Here is a 16,975-nt window from a genome sequence, read left to right on the forward strand (position 1 = left end):
CACCCATAATCCCCAGCGGATACTGAACAGGCATCTCCCACCCAGCAAAATCAACCAGCTTGCCTCCCAACTCAACATGGAGATCGTAGAGAGGAGTGCGTTTTAAGTCAGTCATAGCTGTAGCCTTTCAATCAACGGGACTGGTCACGGACAACCATGACGGTGCAATGCGCGTTGCGCACAACACGGGCCAGGTTCGGGCCAATCTCATAGTTCGGGAAATCGCCTTTGGTCGACGCCATGACGATCAGATCAAAGCCGTCCTTATAGGCAAGCTTCAGAATTTCGCGGTAGACGCTGCCTTCTTCGACATGCACCGGCACATCAGAGGCATTGGCGTGATCCAGTATGGCCTGAACCGCACCCCGCACGTGGTCTTTGGCGCCTGCGCCATAGTTGGCGGGTAGGTTCGGCAACTGGATGATCTCGGGGATGACGGCGACCGTGTGCAGTTCGGCACCATAGAATTTTGCCTGTTCCAAAGCGACCGGCAAAGCCAGTTTCCACGAGCGGTCGTCAGTGTGATCAATCGGCAGCAGGATTTTCGTGGCCATCACGTCTCTCCTCGAGATAGAAAATTTGTTTCAAAGGCGGGGGGCCGGGTTGGCCCCCCGTTTTATTTTGTCAGTGCCGAAGTTATTCGGCAGGTGAGCCGCCCGGTTCTTCGGACTGACCGTTCGAGGCAAAGAACTCTTTCGTCAGTTTGAAGACGATCGGGCTCAGCAATGCCAGAGCGATCAGGTTCGGGATGGCCATCATGGCGTTCAGCGTATCCGCCAGCAGCCAGACAAAGCCCAGATCTGCAGTCGCACCGAAATAGATCGCAACGATCCAAAGGATGCGGTAGGGCAGCAGGGATTTAACGCCCAGCAGGAACTCAACACATTTCTCGCCATAGAACGACCAGCCAAGGATGGTAGTGAAGGCAAAAATCGACAGCGCGATTGCGATCAGGTGACCACCGCCCGGAAGCGAGGTTGCAAATGCCAGCGAGGTCAAAGCCGCGCCCGACTCACCCGAGGTCCATGCACCTGTCGAGATGATTGCCAGACCGGTGATCGAGCAGACGATGATAGTGTCGATGAATGTACCCAGCATCGCGATCAGGCCCTGATTGACCGGACCTTTGGTTTCGGCCGCTGCGTGTGCAATCGGAGCGGAACCCAGACCGGCTTCGTTCGAGAACACGCCACGTGCCACACCAAAGCGGATGGCGGCCCAGACAGCTGCACCTGCAAAACCGCCTTCAGCGGCAGATGGGGTGAAGGCGTAGGTGAAGACCAGCAACAGGGCGTTACCGATTTCGCCAATGTTGATGATCAGAACCAACAGGCCAGCGACGATGTAAGCGATCGCCATGGCCGGAACCAGTTTACCTGCGACGGCACCGATGCGGGTGATGCCACCCAGGATGACGGCTGCGGTCAAGACCATCAGAACAATACCGGTGACCGAAGTATTCACACCGAAGTTCGATTCCAGAACTTGTGCCACACCGTTTGCTTGAACACCGTTACCGATGCCGAAGGCAGCAATGGCTCCGAATAGGGCGAAGGCCCAACCCAGCCAGTGCCAATTCGACGACAGACCGTTCTTGATGTAGTACATCGGGCCGCCAACAAAATTGCCCAGCTCGTCCTTCTCGCGATACTTCACCGCGCAGACGGCTTCGGCATATTTGGTGGCCATGCCCACCAGGGCGGTCATCCACATCCAGAACAATGCGCCCGGACCGCCCAGGAAGACAGCAGTGGCCACACCGGCGATGTTACCCGTACCGATGGTCGCCGACAGCGACGTCATCAGCGCGTTGAACGGGCTGATCTGACCGTCACCCTGACCTTCGCGGCCTGCGAACAACAGCTTAAAGCCAGTGCCGATGCGCAGGATCGGCATGAATTTCAGCCCCACCTGCAAGAAGAAGCCGACGCCAAGAATGAGAACCAGCATGAGCGGCCCCCACACGACGCCATTGATGGCCCCTACGATTGAATTTAACGCTTCCATGGTTTCCCTCCCATTTGCGTTTGGATTATGCCCCGTTGGCGATAGCCCGTTGGCGGGCTTGCTTGAGGGCGGCAAAGTCTTCGTCCGCATGGAACGACGAACGGGTCAGCGGGGTTGCTGACACGTGCAGAAAGCCCTTGGAGCGCGCGATTTGCTCCAGCTGGGCGAATTCGTCCGGAGACCAAAAACGATCAATCGGGTGGTGTTTCGCGGTCGGTTGCAGGTATTGCCCGACCGTCAGGAAATCGACCTGAGCCGCGCGCAGGTCATCCATCACCTGGCGAACATCGTTCAGGGATTCTCCCAACCCGACCATCAAGCCGGATTTGGTGAAGATCTCGGGGTTGGCGCGCTTGGCATCGTCCAGCAGCCGCAGCGAGGTATAGTAGCGCGCACCGGGACGCACGGACGGGTACAGGTGCGGAACAGTTTCCAGATTGTGGTTGAAGACGTCTGGGGCGGCATCGAACACAACATCCGCCGCATCGCCTTTGCCTAGGAAATCGGGGGTTAGAACCTCGACCGTTGTTCCCGGATTTTGGTGGCGGACGGCACGGATGGTCTGAGCGATATGTTCGGCCCCGCCATCAGCCAGATCGTCCCGGTCCACGGATGTGATCACCACATGGCGCAGGCCCAGCTTTTTAACCGCTGCTGCGACGCGGCCCGGTTCAAAGGCGTCCAGCGCATCGGGGCGGCCCGTGGCAACATTGCAGAAGGAACAACCGCGGGTGCAGATCTCGCCCATGATCATCATGGTGGCGTGACGCTTGGACCAGCATTCGCCAATATTGGGGCAGGCGGCCTCTTCGCAGACGGTCGCCAGATTATGGTCGCGCATCAGACGGCGGGTTTCGTAATATTCGGCGCTGTCGCCCTTTTTCTTGCGAATCCACTTGGGCTTACGCGGGATGACACTGTCTGCCTTCTTGGCCTTTTCAGGGTGGCGGGGGCGAAGCTGGATGGTCATCTGGCAGGTCCCTCTTAGGTGTGGATTGCGCGGCCCATGGCGTCAAGACAGGCTTCTTTGACCGCCTCGCCCATGGCTGGGTGTGCATGACAAGTGGCAGCGACCTCGGCTACGGTTGCGCCTTTGGTCATGGCCAGAACCAACTCGGCAATCAGGTCTCCTCCGTGGGCGCCACAGATGTGGGCACCCAGGATTTTGCCGCTTGGGTCCGCCAGAACCTTGACTGCGCCGTCGGTGTCGCCGGTCGAACGGGCGCGCGAGTTGGCCATGAAGGCGAACTTGCCAACCGAATACTCGGTGTCAGCCTCTTTCAGCGCTTCTTCGGTCAGACCGACCGAAGCGACCTCGGGGTCGGTATACACGACCCCCGGCACGGTGTTGTAATCGACATGGCCAGCTTGTCCTGCGAGAGTTTCCACGCAGGCGACGCCGTCTTCTTCGGCCTTGTGCGCCAGCATCGGGCCGGGCACGCAGTCGCCGATGGCGTAAATGCCGGGAACCGAGGTCTGGAACGTCCCATCCACCTCGATGAAGCCGCGCTGATTTACTGTAACGCCCAGCTCCTCCAGGCCCAGCCCGCGGGTGACAGGGCGGCGGCCCACAGCGATCAGGACCTTATCAGCCTCGATCACTTCTTCTTTGTCTTTGCCGACGCGATCAACGGTCAGCACCAGACCGGTATCGGTCTTTTCGACCGTTTTCAGCGCACGACCCAGCTGGAATTTCAACCCGCGCTTGGACAGTGCGCGTTGTGCCAGCTTGGCGATCTCACCATCAATGCCGGGTAGAACGCGGTCCAGATACTCGACCACGGTAACCTTTGCGCCCAGACGGGACCAAACCTGCCCCAGTTCCAGCCCAATCACACCTGCGCCGATCACGACCAGATGGTCCGGTACGCTCTCCAATGCAATCGCACCGGTTGAACTGAGGATATCCTGCTCGTCAATCTCGATCCCCGGCAGCGAGGTCGGTTCCGAGCCGGTGGCGATCAGAATGTTTTTCGCCTCATAGACAACATCGCCCACTTTGACCTGTCCGGCGGCGGGGATGCTGGCCCAGCCTTCGATATGGTCGACCCCGTTTTTCTTGAACAGAAACGCGATGCCCTTGGTCAGGTCGCCTACGATCTTGTCCTTACGCCCCATCATCGCGGGTACGTCGATGCTGGCCCCCTCGACCGCGATACCGTGGGAGGAGAGATGTGCAAGTTCGGCATACTTGGCCGAGGAGGTCAGCAACGCTTTGGAGGGGATGCACCCCACATTCAGACAGGTCCCGCCAAGTGCCCCGCGCCCTTCGACGCAGGCCACTTTCAGTCCCAGCTGAGCCGCGCGGATCGCAGCGACATAGCCGCCCGGTCCGCCCCCGATGACAATCAGATCGTAGGTCATGACGCTAACTTTCAGTAGATCGGGTGGCTTGCGCACAGGGCGCGCACTTTTTCACGGGTTGCTTTTTCAACGGCTTCGTCCCCGCCCGGGTTCTGCGCCAGCGCGTCCAGAACGTCACCGATCAGATGGCCGATCTGCTTGAATTCCTCGGGGCCAAAGCCACGGCTGCAACCGGCCGCAGTACCCAGACGAATACCGCTGGTGATGGTGGGTTTCTCAGGGTCACCGGGCACGCTGTTTTTGTTGCAGGTAAAGCCAGCGCGTTCCAGCGCGGCTTCGGCGTCTTTACCGGTTACGCCAACCGGGCGCAGATCCACCAGCATCAGGTGGTTTTCCGTGCCACCCGAGACGATGTCGCAACCGCGTGCCATCATAACGTTGGCCAGAGCCGAGGCACTGTCGACCACGCGCTGCATGTACTCTTTGAATTCGGGTTTCAGAGCCTCACCGAAAGCGACGGCCTTACCGGCGATCACATGCATCAGCGGGCCGCCTTGCAAACCGGGGAATACGGCTGAGTTGATCTTTTTCGCCAGCGCTTCGTCATTTGTCAGGATGATGCCACCGCGCGGACCGCGCAGGGTTTTATGCGTGGTCGATGTCACGATATGAGCGTGCCCGACGGGAGAAGGGTGCAGGCCGGTTGCAACCAGACCGGCGATATGCGCCATGTCGGCTAGCAACCAGGCGCCAACCTCATCCGCAATCGCGCGGAAACGGGCAAAGTCGATTTTTTGCGAATAAGCCGACGCGCCTGCAATGATCAGTTGGGGCTTTTCGGCCTTGGCCAGTGCTTCGACCTGATCATAGTCGATCAGCCCCGCATCGGTCAGACCATATTGGATCGGACGGAACCATTTGCCGGATTGCGCCGGTTTCGCGCCGTGGGTCAGGTGGCCGCCGGCGTCCAGCGACATGCCCAGAATGGTGTCACCGGGGCTGAGCAGCGCTAGCTTGACCGCGCCATTGGCCTGGGCGCCCGAATGGGGCTGCACATTCGCAAATTCGCAGCCAAACAGCTTCTTCAACCGGTCGATGGCTTCCTGCTCGACCTCATCCACATATTCACATCCGCCATAGTAGCGGCGGCCGGGATACCCTTCGGCATACTTGTTGGTCAGCACCGATCCCTGGGCGTCAATCACAGCCTGAGAGACGATGTTTTCAGATGCGATCAGCTCGATCTGTTCGGCCTGACGTGCGCCCTCGCGTGCAATTGATGCAGCAATGGTCGGGTCGGCCTGTGTAAGCGACGTTTTGAACATGGTCATCTCCTCTGATTTCGAATCTCCGGTTCGAAACTAAGTTTCCTATAGTGGAATTGATTCCCTTATAGCAACATAAATCTCTTATTCGTGAAGTTGCGTGCGACTAAGGGAATATGTAAGCTGGAAAGAACGGGGAGATTTTCATGGGCGAAGACCAAAGAAACGAGGGGGTTACACCCGAAGAACTGGATGAAGGGGCGGCCTTGGGGCGTTCCATCCGCGACGCGCGACGGGAAAAGGGCTGGACTCTGGAAGAGGCCGGGCGTGCGGCAGGTATCGGGCGATCGACCCTGTCGAAGATCGAAAACAATCAAACCAAACCCAGCTTTGAGATCGTGCGGCGGTTGACACAGGCGCTGGATATGAACCCTCCGCAACTTTTTCTTCAATCGGGTCAGTCAGGCATAAACGGTCGGCGGGACTATACCGCTAAGGGGCAGGGTGAGTTCCGGGAAACCGCTACCTATTTGCACGAATTGCTGTGTTCGGATCTGACAAGCAAACGCATGCTGCCTTATGTTGCCACGATCCGGGCCCGCGATATTTCTGAGTTTGACCCTTGGATTCGCCATTCGGGCGAAGAATTTATGTATGTGCTGAGTGGCGAGTTGATTTTCATCTCGGAACACTACCGCCCTCTGCCGATGAAAGCGGGTGATTCACTGTATTATGACAGCAGCATGGGGCATGGCTGCGTGTCGACCAGTGAAGAAGACGCGCAGGTTCTTTGGGTGTCATTGGAATAGGTCGTGTACCTGGGAAACTTGGCGTTACCGCAGTTTATCACCTATCCGGTGTGACTTGGTTTTCGCGCACAGAAGAACTAAAAACCCAGTTTGTGGAAAATTCAATATTGAGGTTAGACGTCTTGGGATAGACCGCTAAAACCTGCTGTGATCCTTTGCTGTCGCGGTTTAAGAACAATCTATGCGGTCAACTTCGTATATCCGAAGAGTTTCGGAGCTTTCAGCGGCTTTCGGCAGCTAAAAGCCAATCTGGCATTTCCGGCCAGTAATGTCTGCATTCAGAAGAATGAGCGGATTTCTGTGCATTGGCAGCGAACGTTCGCCTCCCTGAAGAACCGTCCCGAAACAGTACCAACCCGGGTTCGTGGGGTTGAAGGTCCGCTTCCTCAATCTCTGGAAATCCTCGCTGCGGAGCGGCGAATGCACACTTTCCGCGCCAATTACCGACTTTTAAGTCCCTTGGCAGCATGTGCCGCGGTGGTTCTTGGAAATGACCAAATCAGCAAACTAGGCCGAGAGCCCACTACCAAATCCGCCGAATTTGTTGAAGGTTGCGTTCTAGCCCGACAAAAGTTGGTTTTCTAACCGGACAAGTCGCGTTTCATACCGGACGGCACATTAAGAGAAAAAATGGCTGGGGTGGTAGGATTCGAACCTACGATACACGGTACCAAAAACCGCTGCCTTACCACTTGGCTACACCCCAACGGTGAGGCGCTGTCTACGATTGTTGGTTGGAGGGTTCAAGGGCTTTCGAGTGAAAAAAACTGACTTGGAGCAAAAATTTTTTTCCACGCTCCCGACGATCCAAATTGGCGAAATTTCCGGTCATGGATTGCCTATCTGGAAAAGGATTTATTGGTCACAAAGCCTATGGGAAAGGTCTGAAAGTGTTGAGCACGGCCACTGTGTTCGAAGGGCGGAGGGTCTTTCACTCACGTTCTGAGCGGCGTTTTGAAGCTGGGAAATACATTGACCCGGAAATTCGCGCCGGATTTGCAAACGCCTTTCATTTGCAGGGAGCGGCATCTAAAATATTGAAATTAAATTATAAAAATAAGAAACTGGGTTGCGGGATTCCTTGAAAATACGTAGCAATGCAAATGAACCGGTACCCCGTGTCACAGGAGACGAAGATGAAGCTGAACCCGAATGTCGCAGAAGCACTGAACCGTCAAATCAACAGTGAACTTCAGGCATCCTACACCTACCTTGCGATGGCCGCATATTTTGAATCGCAGGATCTGCCAGGATTCGCGCAATGGTTCCGCGGTCACTCGGTTGAAGAACAAACACATGCCATGCGTATCTTCGATTTTGTGGCACAGCGTGGCGGGAGAATCGAACTGGAAGGCATCGACACACCCAAGATGGACTATGACTCGCCGGTCGAGGCGCTGGAATATGCGCTTGCCAACGAGGAAAAGGTCACAGGTCAGATCAATGCGCTGTTTGAACTGGCGCACGGGGTCAAGGAGTACAGCACGCAAAACATGCTGAACTGGTTTTTGGCCGAGCAGAACGAAGAAGAAGACTTGTTTGGCAAGATTCTCGACAAGACCAAGGCGGCCAATGGCGATCGGTGGAACCTGTTGCTGTTGGACAAGGATATGGGCACGCGACCCACCCAGGCTACGGAATAGGCGACGGGGCGGCTGCGGTCGCCCCCGTTACTCGCGGATTTCAGAGGGGTCGACTCCCCATAGGCTCGATTTCCGGGCCCAGCCGCGGTAACCGCCAGCCGAGATTTGGCACCAGTCCAGGCTGCAACTGCCTAGGCGCGCCACCACCCCGGATTCGAATTGGGCACTGATCTGCGCATTTGGGTCGGGGCTGGCATAGACAGGCAGCATTTCGGATTCGATCAATACGGTCCGCACGCCGGACAGTAAGGCATAGTGAACCCATCCGCCGGCACCGTCACGGTCCTGAACCTTGCGCCAATTGCCGTATTCAGCCGTGATTTGCAGCGGCATGCCGCGCCGTTTGAACACCCAGTCGATTCGATGTGTTAACGAAGGACCGCGCCGAACATTGCCCTCGGCGGCCTTCATCGAAACATATCTTGGCAATGGCAGGTTGGTCACAGGGCCGCGGGCATCCTGTGCGCTGGCAGCCAAAGTGCCCAGCACAAACAGAAATACGGACAAAACCACCAGAAGGCGGCGTTTTACCGATAGAAAACCACTCACTGACTGCCTGCTCTTGTGCCTGTTGATTTGGTTCCGAAAAAAGGTCGTCTCAATGCGTTGGGGTTCTTGTGCCCCGCCTTATCCTGCGCCACGATGCCATGGCGCGCGAAGGTTTGCAAAGCGATGGGAGGGCGAAAGTGCCAAGAGAACGTCTGAGTGTTGTTGTAACGCGACGGTTGCCCGAGGCAGTGGAAACCAGACTGAGCGAATTGTTCGACGTCCAGCTGCGCGAGGATGACACCCCCATGTCGCGCGAAGAGCTGGTCGCAGCAGTTCAGGGCGCGGATGTCCTTGTCCCGACGGTGACCGACACAATCGATGGCGGTTTGCTGGGGCAGGCGGGCGAAAACCTGCGCTTAATCGCCAATTACGGGGCCGGTGTCGACAATATCGATGTGTCGACGGCGCGGCAGAGGGGCATTCTTGTTTCCAACACCCCCGGTGTGCTGACAGACGATACGGCCGATATGACCATGGCATTGATCCTTGCGGTCACGCGGCGTTTTCCCGAGGGCGTTGGTGTGATGCAACGGGGAGATTGGACCGGCTGGGCGCCGACTGCGCTCTTGGGTGGGCGGATCGGTGGACGACGCCTTGGCATTCTGGGCATGGGTCGGATCGGCCAGGCCGTGGCCCGCCGTGCCCGTGTCTTTGGAATGCAGGTGCATTACCACAATCGTCGTCGCCTACGCCCTGAGGTCGAAGACGAGTTGGAAGCCACCTATTGGGAAAGCCTAGACCAGATGGTCGCTCGGATGGATGTTCTTTCAATTCATTGCCCGTCGACCCCATCTACCTTTCATCTGATGAACGCGCGTCGGTTAAAGTTGCTGAAGCCCTCGGCGGTAGTTATTAACACCTCTCGGGGTGAAGTGATTGACGAGAATGCGCTCACGCGCCTGATCCGATCGGGTGATATCGCAGGCGCGGGGTTGGATGTCTACGAACATGGCACTCAAGTGAACCCGCGTTTGCGGCAATTGCCTAATGTTGTTCTGCTGCCTCATATGGGATCGGCCACGCTGGAAGGCCGGATCGAGATGGGCGAGAAAGTCATTATCAATATCAAGACCTTCGAAGACGGGCACCGCCCGCCGGATCAGGTTGTGCCATCCATGTTGTGACGCACCCGCGCCGAAGGAACAATTATTCAGGAGGATGCGATGCGACGAAATCTGATATCAGGATTGTTTGTGACGGCATTGACCTTTGGCGGGGCGTCCTTTGCGCAGGAAACAGCGGATGCGGTAGCACCCGAGGGTGCCTCGGACGGGCAGGTTCAGGGCCTGACCGACGAAGTGATTGCCTCGCTTGAGGCGAAGTTGGCCGGTCAGCCCGTGACTTCGCAGAACTGGATGGTTGCTGCGGCGAACCCGTTGGCCGTTGAGGCCGGAGCCAAGGTTCTGCGGGCCGGAGGGTCTGCGGCGGATGCCATGGTCGCGGTGCAGGTTGTGCTGGGGTTGGTCGAGCCTCAATCCTCGGGCCTTGGTGGCGGCGCGTTTCTGGTTTGGTACGACGCGGCAACTGGCAATTTGACCACGCTGGATGGGCGCGAGACGGCTCCGCTGGAAGCGAACCACCGCCTATTCCACGATGAGAATGGTGAGCCCTTGCAATTCTACGATGCCGTGGTGGGGGGGCTGTCAGTCGGTACGCCCGGTACGCCAGCGTTGCTGGAAGAGGCGCACCGGCGTTGGGGTCGCAGCCCGTGGCCCAGCCTGTTTCAGGATGGCATCACGCTGGCGGATGAAGGGTTCCTTGTATCTCCGCGATTGGCCACTTTGGTCGAGGCAGATGCTGAGAGGTTATCGCGTTTTCCTGTGACGGCTGAATACTTCCTGCCCGGTGGTACGCCTTTGCAACAAGGTCAGCGCCTGATGAACCCGGACTATGCGAACACGTTGCGTGTTTTGGCCAGTGAAGGGTCGGCCGGGTTCTACGGCGGTGAAATCGCTGCCGGTATCGTCAGCACGGTGCGCGGCGCGCCCGGAAATCCCGGAGTTCTGTCCGGCGTAGATCTGGCGCTGTATCAGGTGATTGAACGCGAACCGGTCTGCGCGGCCTATCGTGTTTATGAGGTTTGCGGCATGGGGCCGCCCTCATCCGGGGCGCTGACGGTCGGTCAGATCCTTGGCATGCTAGACGGGTATGATCTGACCGCGATGGGTCCCGAGGATGCGAATGCTTGGCGGTTGATCGGCGATGCGTCGCGTTTGGCCTTTGCGGATCGCGGCCGTTACATGGCCGATCACGACTATGTGCCGATGCCCACGCAGGGTCTGGTCGATCCCTCCTATCTGTCTGAACGCGGGCAACTGCTGGGCGGCCAGGGCGCGTTGATCGAAGCGACCCCGGGCAATCCAGAGTTCGATCACGCGTCGAACTGGGCGGATGATGTCTCGCTCGAGTTGCCCTCGACCTCGCATATCTCGATTGTCGACCAATATGGCAATGTGCTGTCGATGACCACGACGATTGAAAACGGGTTCGGCTCACGGTTGATGACCAACGGGTTCCTGCTGAACAACGAACTGACCGATTTCTCGTTCAAAACCCACAGCGATGGTGTTCCGATTGCTAACCGGTTAGAGCCCGGCAAGCGGCCTCGTTCCTCGATGAGCCCGACGATAGTCATGCAAGATGGCAAACCGGTATTGGCCATCGGATCACCCGGTGGAAGCCGTATCATTGGCTATGTCGCCAAGTCGATTATCGCCTGGGCTGATTGGGATATGGATGTACAACAGGCGTTGTCACTGCCGCATCTGGTTAATCGCTTTGGTACCTATGATGTGGAACAGGGCACCGCAGCCGAAGGGTTCTCGGACCCGTTGATCGAGTTGGGGTTCGAGGTGAACCCGCGCGATCTGACGTCTGGCCTGCATGCGATCGAAATCGGAGAGGTCCTGACCGGTGGCGCTGATCCACGTCGCGAAGGCATCGCGCTGGGCGAATAAAAGGAAAATTACATGGTGCAGGCAGCAGCGTTGCCGCGAAACGAGGCCGGGATTGAAACGGCTGTCAGTATTCTAAAGCAGAAGTTTGGTGATCGCCTGCAAACTGGCGAGTCGGTCCGAGAACAGCATGGCCACACGACGACCTGGATCAACAATCAGGTTCCGGACGCGGTGGTTTTTCCCCGTTCGACCGCGGAAGTATCCGAGATTGTCAAAATCTGTGCTCTGCACAAGGTGCCGGTGATCGCCTTTGGCACCGGCACATCGCTGGAAGGGCATGTGAACGCCCCGGCGGGTGGTATCTCGGTCGACCTGGGCCAGATGGATCAGGTGCTTGCCGTGCATGCAGGTGATCTGGATTGCGTCGTACAACCAGGGGTGACGCGAGAAGACCTGAATACCCATCTGCGCGATCAGGGCCTGTTCTTTCCCATTGACCCCGGTGCCAATGCATCGCTGGGCGGGATGGCGGCAACGCGGGCCTCGGGCACCAACGCGGTGCGCTATGGCACGATGAAGGACAATATCCTAAGCCTTGAAGCGGTCATGCCCGATGGACAGATCATCCGCACCGGCCACAGGGCGCGAAAGTCGTCAGCCGGGTATGACTTGACCCGCTTGCTGATTGGGGCCGAGGGCACGCTGGGCATAATCACAGAACTCACCCTGCGCCTGCAGGGTATCCCCGAGGCGATCACCTCGGCCCGGTGTTCCTTTCCAACAGTTGATGCGGCCTGTCAGGCGGTGATGATGACGATCCAATACGGCGTGCCCGTGGCCCGGATCGAGCTGTTGGACGAACTGTCAGTCAAGGCAGCCAACGCCTATTCCGGGCTTAACCTGCCGGAAACGTCTTTGCTGCTGTTGGAATTCCACGGATCGGAGTCCGGCGCGGTTGAGCAGGCCGAAACCTTTGGTCAGATCGCTGAAGAGTTCGGTGGTACAGATTTCGCCGCCACCTCAACAACGGAAGAGCGCAACAGGCTGTGGCAGGCCCGGCATGATATGTACTGGGCCAGTCTGCAACTGCGCCCCGGTGCGCGGGGGATTTCCACCGATGTCTGCGTTCCGATCTCGCGCCTAGCGGAATGCGTCACCACGACCCGGGACAAGGCCAAGGAACTGGGCCTGATGGCACCGATCGTGGGGCATGTGGGGGACGGGAATTTTCACACTCTGCTGTTGATCGACATGGACAACGCCGATGAGGTGGCGCGGGCGGATGGGTTTGTCGGTTGGCTGAACGATCTGGCCATCTCGATGGAGGGTACGTGTACCGGTGAGCATGGAATCGGGCAGGGCAAGCGACCCTATCTGATCAAGGAACTGGGCGCGGCGGTCAGCTATATGGATGCAATCAAAAAAGCACTCGACCCGGACAACATCATGAACCCGGGGAAAATCCTGTCGAATGCAGATTTCGACCATCGTTAAAATTTCGGGCTGAAAGCCACAAGGCTGCCCAAATTCCATTCTATCGTTTGCAAAAATGAGCAGCGATTGATTTTGGAATCTCAGATGGGCATTTTGCGGATTTTTGGTTTTATGGCGGTCGTAATATCGACTATTGCGGGCCTTGATTATTACCAACAGGGCAAAAAGCACGAAGGCACTTTGTCCGTCAGTGGTTATGTCGAATCGATCAAGCACCGTTTTGCGCAACAACAGGAGGAGCGTGAGGCCAAAGCTGTCGAACGTAACCGGAAAAAACGCTGGAAAGCCGGGGCCAAGTCTTATCTGCCAGCAGCCAGCGCCGGATGGGCACAATTTGAGCTGACCCAGATGGACAGCGCGCCCGTCGATACGGTGCTTTCGAATTATGCCCCGATCCCCCTGATCAGTTCGGTATCTGGTACGGCTGAACTGATGCGTCTGGTGAAAGGCGGCAAGAAAGGGATCGCGCGCAAGCTGAGCGAAACCGGGCTGGTATATGCTAAAGGTGATGAGGTCGTCTGGTTCGACATCAGCCTCAAACCAAAATCGGCGCGTAACTCGCTGGCGGGCATGGCCCTTTCGCGGCAGCAAAATTTCATGTCGCATACCGCGATCAAACAGGGTTTTGCGGTGATTGACGGTGTCGCATTCATGGAAATCACTCAGGACCTGACCAATCCCACCGAAGCGGTGGATTATCGCAGGATCATCGGGCGGATCGGGATTGACGAAGAGGTTGTGATCCGGATGGGCACTAATGCCGATGACGCCACGATTCTAGAGCTTTTGGAGGCCGTCGATTATGCCGCCCTTAACACTTTACTGACTTATCCGTCGCTTGTGGTGGGGCAGGGTGTTTCGGTCCAGCAAGACCGCCAGCCAGAGGTCGCCGAAAAGATGGATCAGCTGTATAAGGAAATGCAGTTGGTTCAGGAAAAGATCACCGATGAAAAGCTCAAGAATCTGGATGTCACGGCGATGATGGTCAATTCGATGACGGCGTCGGATTTCAACAGCGATGGCATCATGGATATTACCGGGGGTGAGGTATTCGAAAATCAGGACATCCTGCAAATCGGATATGGTCGGGCGCAAAAACTGCTGTTGGACTCTGATCAGCGCCAGGCGGCTTTGGCAGAAGAGGACCAGGCCGAAGGATCGGGGTTTTTCAACAGGCTGAAAAACAAGCTGCCAGCCTTTGCAGCGCCCAAGTACAAGGATACGGCAGTGAAACCGGCCCCGAAAAAAACCTCGCAACCAGTGCGCGTGCATAAGGGCGGGTTGGGGACGTCCTGCGCGCAGGTTGGCAGCATCAAGCGGTGTTCAGCCTCGGGGCAATAACGCCAATCACGATGATTCCGCAGTCTGTTTACGGTAGCGGGTCGTTTTTTTTCTCTCACTGGTCGGATGAATGTCGCGCCGGGTGCTTCAAATGCGCCATATGGTGTCAACTGAATTCAAGGGGAGACGCCCGGTTATGAAAACCCAAGTCAAAGCATTGGTTGTTGGCGGCGGCGCCGTTGGGACCTCGATTGCCTATCATCTGGCCAAAGCGGGTTGGGATGATGTGATGTTGATTGAACGGGATGAGCTGACGTCCGGCTCGACCTGGCACGCCGCTGGCCTGCTGCCGTTGTTCAACATGTCCTACGCGACAACTCACATCCACAAGTACTCGGTCGACTTCTACAAGACGCTTGAGGAAGAAACCGGTCTGAACGCAGGGTTTGCCGTGGTCGGCAACCTGCGCATGGCCCAAACGCAAGAACGTATGGACGAATACATGCTGTATGCGTCCACCGCCGAGACCTGCGACGTTGCATATGAATGGCTGACCCCGGACCAGATCAAGGAACGCTGGCCGCTGATCGAGACGTCGGACCTGAAGGGCGCGATTTACCACACTGAAGATGGTTACATTAACCCGGCCGACGTGACGCAGGCGATGGCCAAAGGCGCCCGTCAACGCGGCGTCGATATCGTCCGCAAGATGCAAGCCGATGCGTTCCACTGGAACGGTACCCACTGGGAAGTCACCTGCACTAAGATGGTCGAGAAGGGCGGCAACCTCATTCCTTCGGATGAGCAGGTTGTTATCACCGCCGAGCATGTCGTCACCGCTTCCGGAAACCACGCGCAGCGCACGGCCAAGATGCTGGGCATCAAAATGCCTGCGATCCCGGTCGAGCACACCTTTATCGTCATGGACAAAGACCCCGAGCTGGTCAAATGGCGCGAAGCTGGCAACCCCGAACACCCTGTTGTCCGCGATGCTGACAACGAATCTTACGCACGCGAGGAACGTGGCGGCTGGATTCTGGGTATTTACGAACACGGCGCGCCTGCGCAGTTCGAACACGGCGTGCCGGACAGCTTCCGCGCGGACCTGTTCCCGCTGGATCTGGACCGGATTGCTGATCAGTACATGGCAATGGCCGAGCGTGTGCCATCCTGTGCCGAGTCTGGTCTGAAAGACGATTTCAACGGCCCGATCTGCTATACCCCCGACGGCAACCCGCTGGTTGGTCCGGCTCCGGGCCTACGCAACATGTGGCTGGCTGAGGGCTTCAGCTTTGGCATCACGGCCGCAGGCGGCACTGGCTATTATCTGGCACAGATGATGGTCGACGGCGAAGCCGAGATCGACATGGCCTCGCTGGACCCCAAACGCTATTCCTCGAGCTGGATGACCACCGAATTCGCGGCGCGCAAGAACGAAGAATGCTATGAGCACGTCTACATCCTGCACCACCCGGATGAAGAGCGTGAAGCCTGCCGTCCGCTGCGGACTGTTCCGGCCTACGACCGTCAGAAAGCACGCGGCGCGCAGTTCGGTTGGGTTAACGGATGGGAACGTCCGAACTACTTCGGTCCCACCGATGCACCAGATAACTTTGATAAAGAAAGCCGTTCGTTCCGTCGTGGTGGCTGGTGGCAATACGCCGTCGAAGAGGCCAAAGCGATCCGTGAAGGTGTGGGCCTGGTCGACGCATCCGCGTTTACCAAGCATGTCGTCAAAGGCCCCGGTGCCACCCAGTTTCTGGACTGGTTCACCTGCAACAAGCTGCCCAAAGTTGGTCGTATCAACCTGACCTACGCTCTGACCTCGCATGGCACCACCCGAACCGAATACACCATCGTCCGCAATGGCGAGAACAACTACTACATCGTCTCAGCCGGCGCCTGGACCGAGTATGACGCCGACTATCTGCGTAAGGCGGCTGAGGACAAGATGGATGAGTTCGGCTATATCGAAATCCAGGACGTGACCACGCAGTGGGGCGTTTTTGCCATCGCCGGACCCAAGTCACGTGACGTTCTGAAAGAGGTCATCAAGGATGCCGATCCGGAAACCGCGCTGTCCAACAAGCGTTTCCCGTGGCTGTCGGCCCGTCAGATCGAACTGGGCATGTGCCCGGTCAACGCGATCCGAGTGGCCTATACCGGTGAACTGGGTTGGGAACTGCACCACCCGATCGAGATGCAGAACTACCTGTTCGACTTGCTGGAAAAAGCGGGTGAGAAGCACGGTATGAAGCTGGTTGGCGCGCGCGCCCAGAACTGGTTGCGTCAGGAGAAATCCTATCGCGCCTTTGGAACCGAACTGGGCCGCGACGCGACCCCGCTGGAAGCTGACCTGCCGCGTTTTGTCGACCTGTCAAAGGACTTCCACGGCAAGGCCAAGCTGGAAGAAACCGGCGTGCGTGTGAAGTGCTGCACTTTGTTGATCGACGGACCGGACGATGCCGACCCGTGGGGCCGCGAGGCGCTGTATACGCCAGAAGGCGAGCGTGTGGGCCGTCTGACTTCGGGCGGCTACTCGGTGGCGTTCGAAAAATCCATCGGTATGGGCTACGTGAAGCCTGAAATGGCAGTCGAAGGCACCAAGTTGAAGGTCAAAATTCAGGACAAGCTTTGGGATGCGGTCGTGACCTGCGACAGCCCCTACGATCCGAAAAACGAAACCATCCGCAAGGACGGTTAACCCGGACAGAGAACAGGCGGCG

Annotated in this window: 14 protein-coding genes, 1 tRNA gene and 1 pseudogene; 8 read left to right on the forward strand and 8 right to left on the reverse strand. The window is 57.6% G+C overall.

Annotated elements, in window-relative coordinates; all coding sequences use genetic code 11:
* The 6 genes and pseudogenes from gcvT to glyA all read right to left on the reverse strand — a co-directional run.
* Positions 1 to 115: pseudogene (gene gcvT, locus ACR0JB_RS00005) on the reverse strand (glycine cleavage system aminomethyltransferase GcvT); the annotation flags it as partial.
* A gap of 16 nt (positions 116 to 131) precedes the next feature.
* Complete coding sequence (locus ACR0JB_RS00010) at positions 132 to 554, reverse strand: universal stress protein (RefSeq protein ID WP_170347762.1); 423 nt, start codon at positions 552 to 554, stop codon at positions 132 to 134.
* A gap of 82 nt (positions 555 to 636) precedes the next feature.
* Positions 637 to 2,007 carry an alanine/glycine:cation symporter family protein gene (locus tag ACR0JB_RS00015; RefSeq protein WP_480789592.1) on the reverse strand — a complete coding sequence of 457 codons (1,371 nt, stop codon included), beginning with the start codon at positions 2,005 to 2,007 and terminating at the stop codon, positions 637 to 639.
* A gap of 25 nt (positions 2,008 to 2,032) precedes the next feature.
* Entirely contained in the window at positions 2,033 to 2,977 is a 945-nt protein-coding gene (gene lipA / locus ACR0JB_RS00020) for a lipoyl synthase (protein ID WP_170395300.1), read from the reverse strand.
* A 14-nt stretch (positions 2,978 to 2,991) separates the two neighbouring features.
* Entirely contained in the window at positions 2,992 to 4,371 is a 1,380-nt protein-coding gene (lpdA, locus tag ACR0JB_RS00025; RefSeq protein WP_480789593.1) for a dihydrolipoyl dehydrogenase, read from the reverse strand.
* Positions 4,372 to 4,382: 11 nt separating this feature from the next.
* Positions 4,383 to 5,636 (reverse strand): serine hydroxymethyltransferase, encoded by a 1,254-nt coding sequence (glyA, locus tag ACR0JB_RS00030; RefSeq protein WP_170395307.1) that lies wholly within the window; start codon positions 5,634 to 5,636, stop codon positions 4,383 to 4,385.
* Positions 5,637 to 5,782: 146 nt separating this feature from the next.
* On the opposite strand from glyA, the gene ACR0JB_RS00035 reads away from it, so the two are divergent.
* Complete coding sequence (locus ACR0JB_RS00035; protein ID WP_170347767.1) at positions 5,783 to 6,385, forward strand: helix-turn-helix domain-containing protein; 603 nt, start codon at positions 5,783 to 5,785, stop codon at positions 6,383 to 6,385.
* Positions 6,386 to 7,016: 631 nt separating this feature from the next.
* Here ACR0JB_RS00035 and ACR0JB_RS00040 read toward each other — a convergent pair.
* Positions 7,017 to 7,091: transfer RNA gene (locus ACR0JB_RS00040), tRNA-Gln, on the reverse strand.
* Between the two features lie 106 nt (positions 7,092 to 7,197).
* Between ACR0JB_RS00040 and ACR0JB_RS00045 the strand changes: the two genes are divergently transcribed.
* Positions 7,198 to 7,470 carry a hypothetical protein gene (locus ACR0JB_RS00045; RefSeq protein ID WP_170395310.1) on the forward strand — a complete coding sequence of 91 codons (273 nt, stop codon included), beginning with the start codon at positions 7,198 to 7,200 and terminating at the stop codon, positions 7,468 to 7,470.
* A 51-nt stretch (positions 7,471 to 7,521) separates the two neighbouring features.
* The gene (locus ACR0JB_RS00050) at positions 7,522 to 8,028 is read left to right on the forward strand and encodes a ferritin (protein ID WP_170504517.1); all 507 of its coding nucleotides are present in this window, start codon (positions 7,522 to 7,524) and stop codon (positions 8,026 to 8,028) included.
* A gap of 27 nt (positions 8,029 to 8,055) precedes the next feature.
* Here ACR0JB_RS00050 and ACR0JB_RS00055 read toward each other — a convergent pair whose 3' ends face one another.
* On the reverse strand, positions 8,056 to 8,544 hold the full coding sequence (locus tag ACR0JB_RS00055) for an SH3 domain-containing protein (protein WP_425081164.1): 489 nt from the start codon (positions 8,542 to 8,544) through the stop codon (positions 8,056 to 8,058).
* Positions 8,545 to 8,714: 170 nt separating this feature from the next.
* On the opposite strand from ACR0JB_RS00055, the gene ACR0JB_RS00060 reads away from it, so the two are divergent.
* The 5 genes from ACR0JB_RS00060 to ACR0JB_RS00080 all read left to right on the forward strand — a co-directional run bounded on the left by ACR0JB_RS00060 (position 8,715) and on the right by ACR0JB_RS00080 (position 16,953).
* Positions 8,715 to 9,701 (forward strand): 2-hydroxyacid dehydrogenase, encoded by a 987-nt coding sequence (locus ACR0JB_RS00060; protein WP_170395897.1) that lies wholly within the window; start codon positions 8,715 to 8,717, stop codon positions 9,699 to 9,701.
* 39 nt (positions 9,702 to 9,740) lie between these two features.
* Positions 9,741 to 11,534 carry a gamma-glutamyltransferase gene (gene ggt / locus ACR0JB_RS00065; protein ID WP_170395316.1) on the forward strand — a complete coding sequence of 598 codons (1,794 nt, stop codon included), beginning with the start codon at positions 9,741 to 9,743 and terminating at the stop codon, positions 11,532 to 11,534.
* 12 nt (positions 11,535 to 11,546) lie between these two features.
* Positions 11,547 to 12,968 carry an FAD-binding oxidoreductase gene (locus ACR0JB_RS00070; RefSeq protein ID WP_480789594.1) on the forward strand — a complete coding sequence of 474 codons (1,422 nt, stop codon included), beginning with the start codon at positions 11,547 to 11,549 and terminating at the stop codon, positions 12,966 to 12,968.
* 111 nt (positions 12,969 to 13,079) lie between these two features.
* Positions 13,080 to 14,309 carry a hypothetical protein gene (locus ACR0JB_RS00075; protein ID WP_480785777.1) on the forward strand — a complete coding sequence of 410 codons (1,230 nt, stop codon included), beginning with the start codon at positions 13,080 to 13,082 and terminating at the stop codon, positions 14,307 to 14,309.
* Between the two features lie 136 nt (positions 14,310 to 14,445).
* Positions 14,446 to 16,953 carry a GcvT family protein gene (locus ACR0JB_RS00080; protein WP_170504526.1) on the forward strand — a complete coding sequence of 836 codons (2,508 nt, stop codon included), beginning with the start codon at positions 14,446 to 14,448 and terminating at the stop codon, positions 16,951 to 16,953.
* Positions 16,954 to 16,975: the final 22 nt, after the last annotated feature.

It is taken from the genome of Ruegeria sp. BI7 (genome assembly GCF_056537925.1).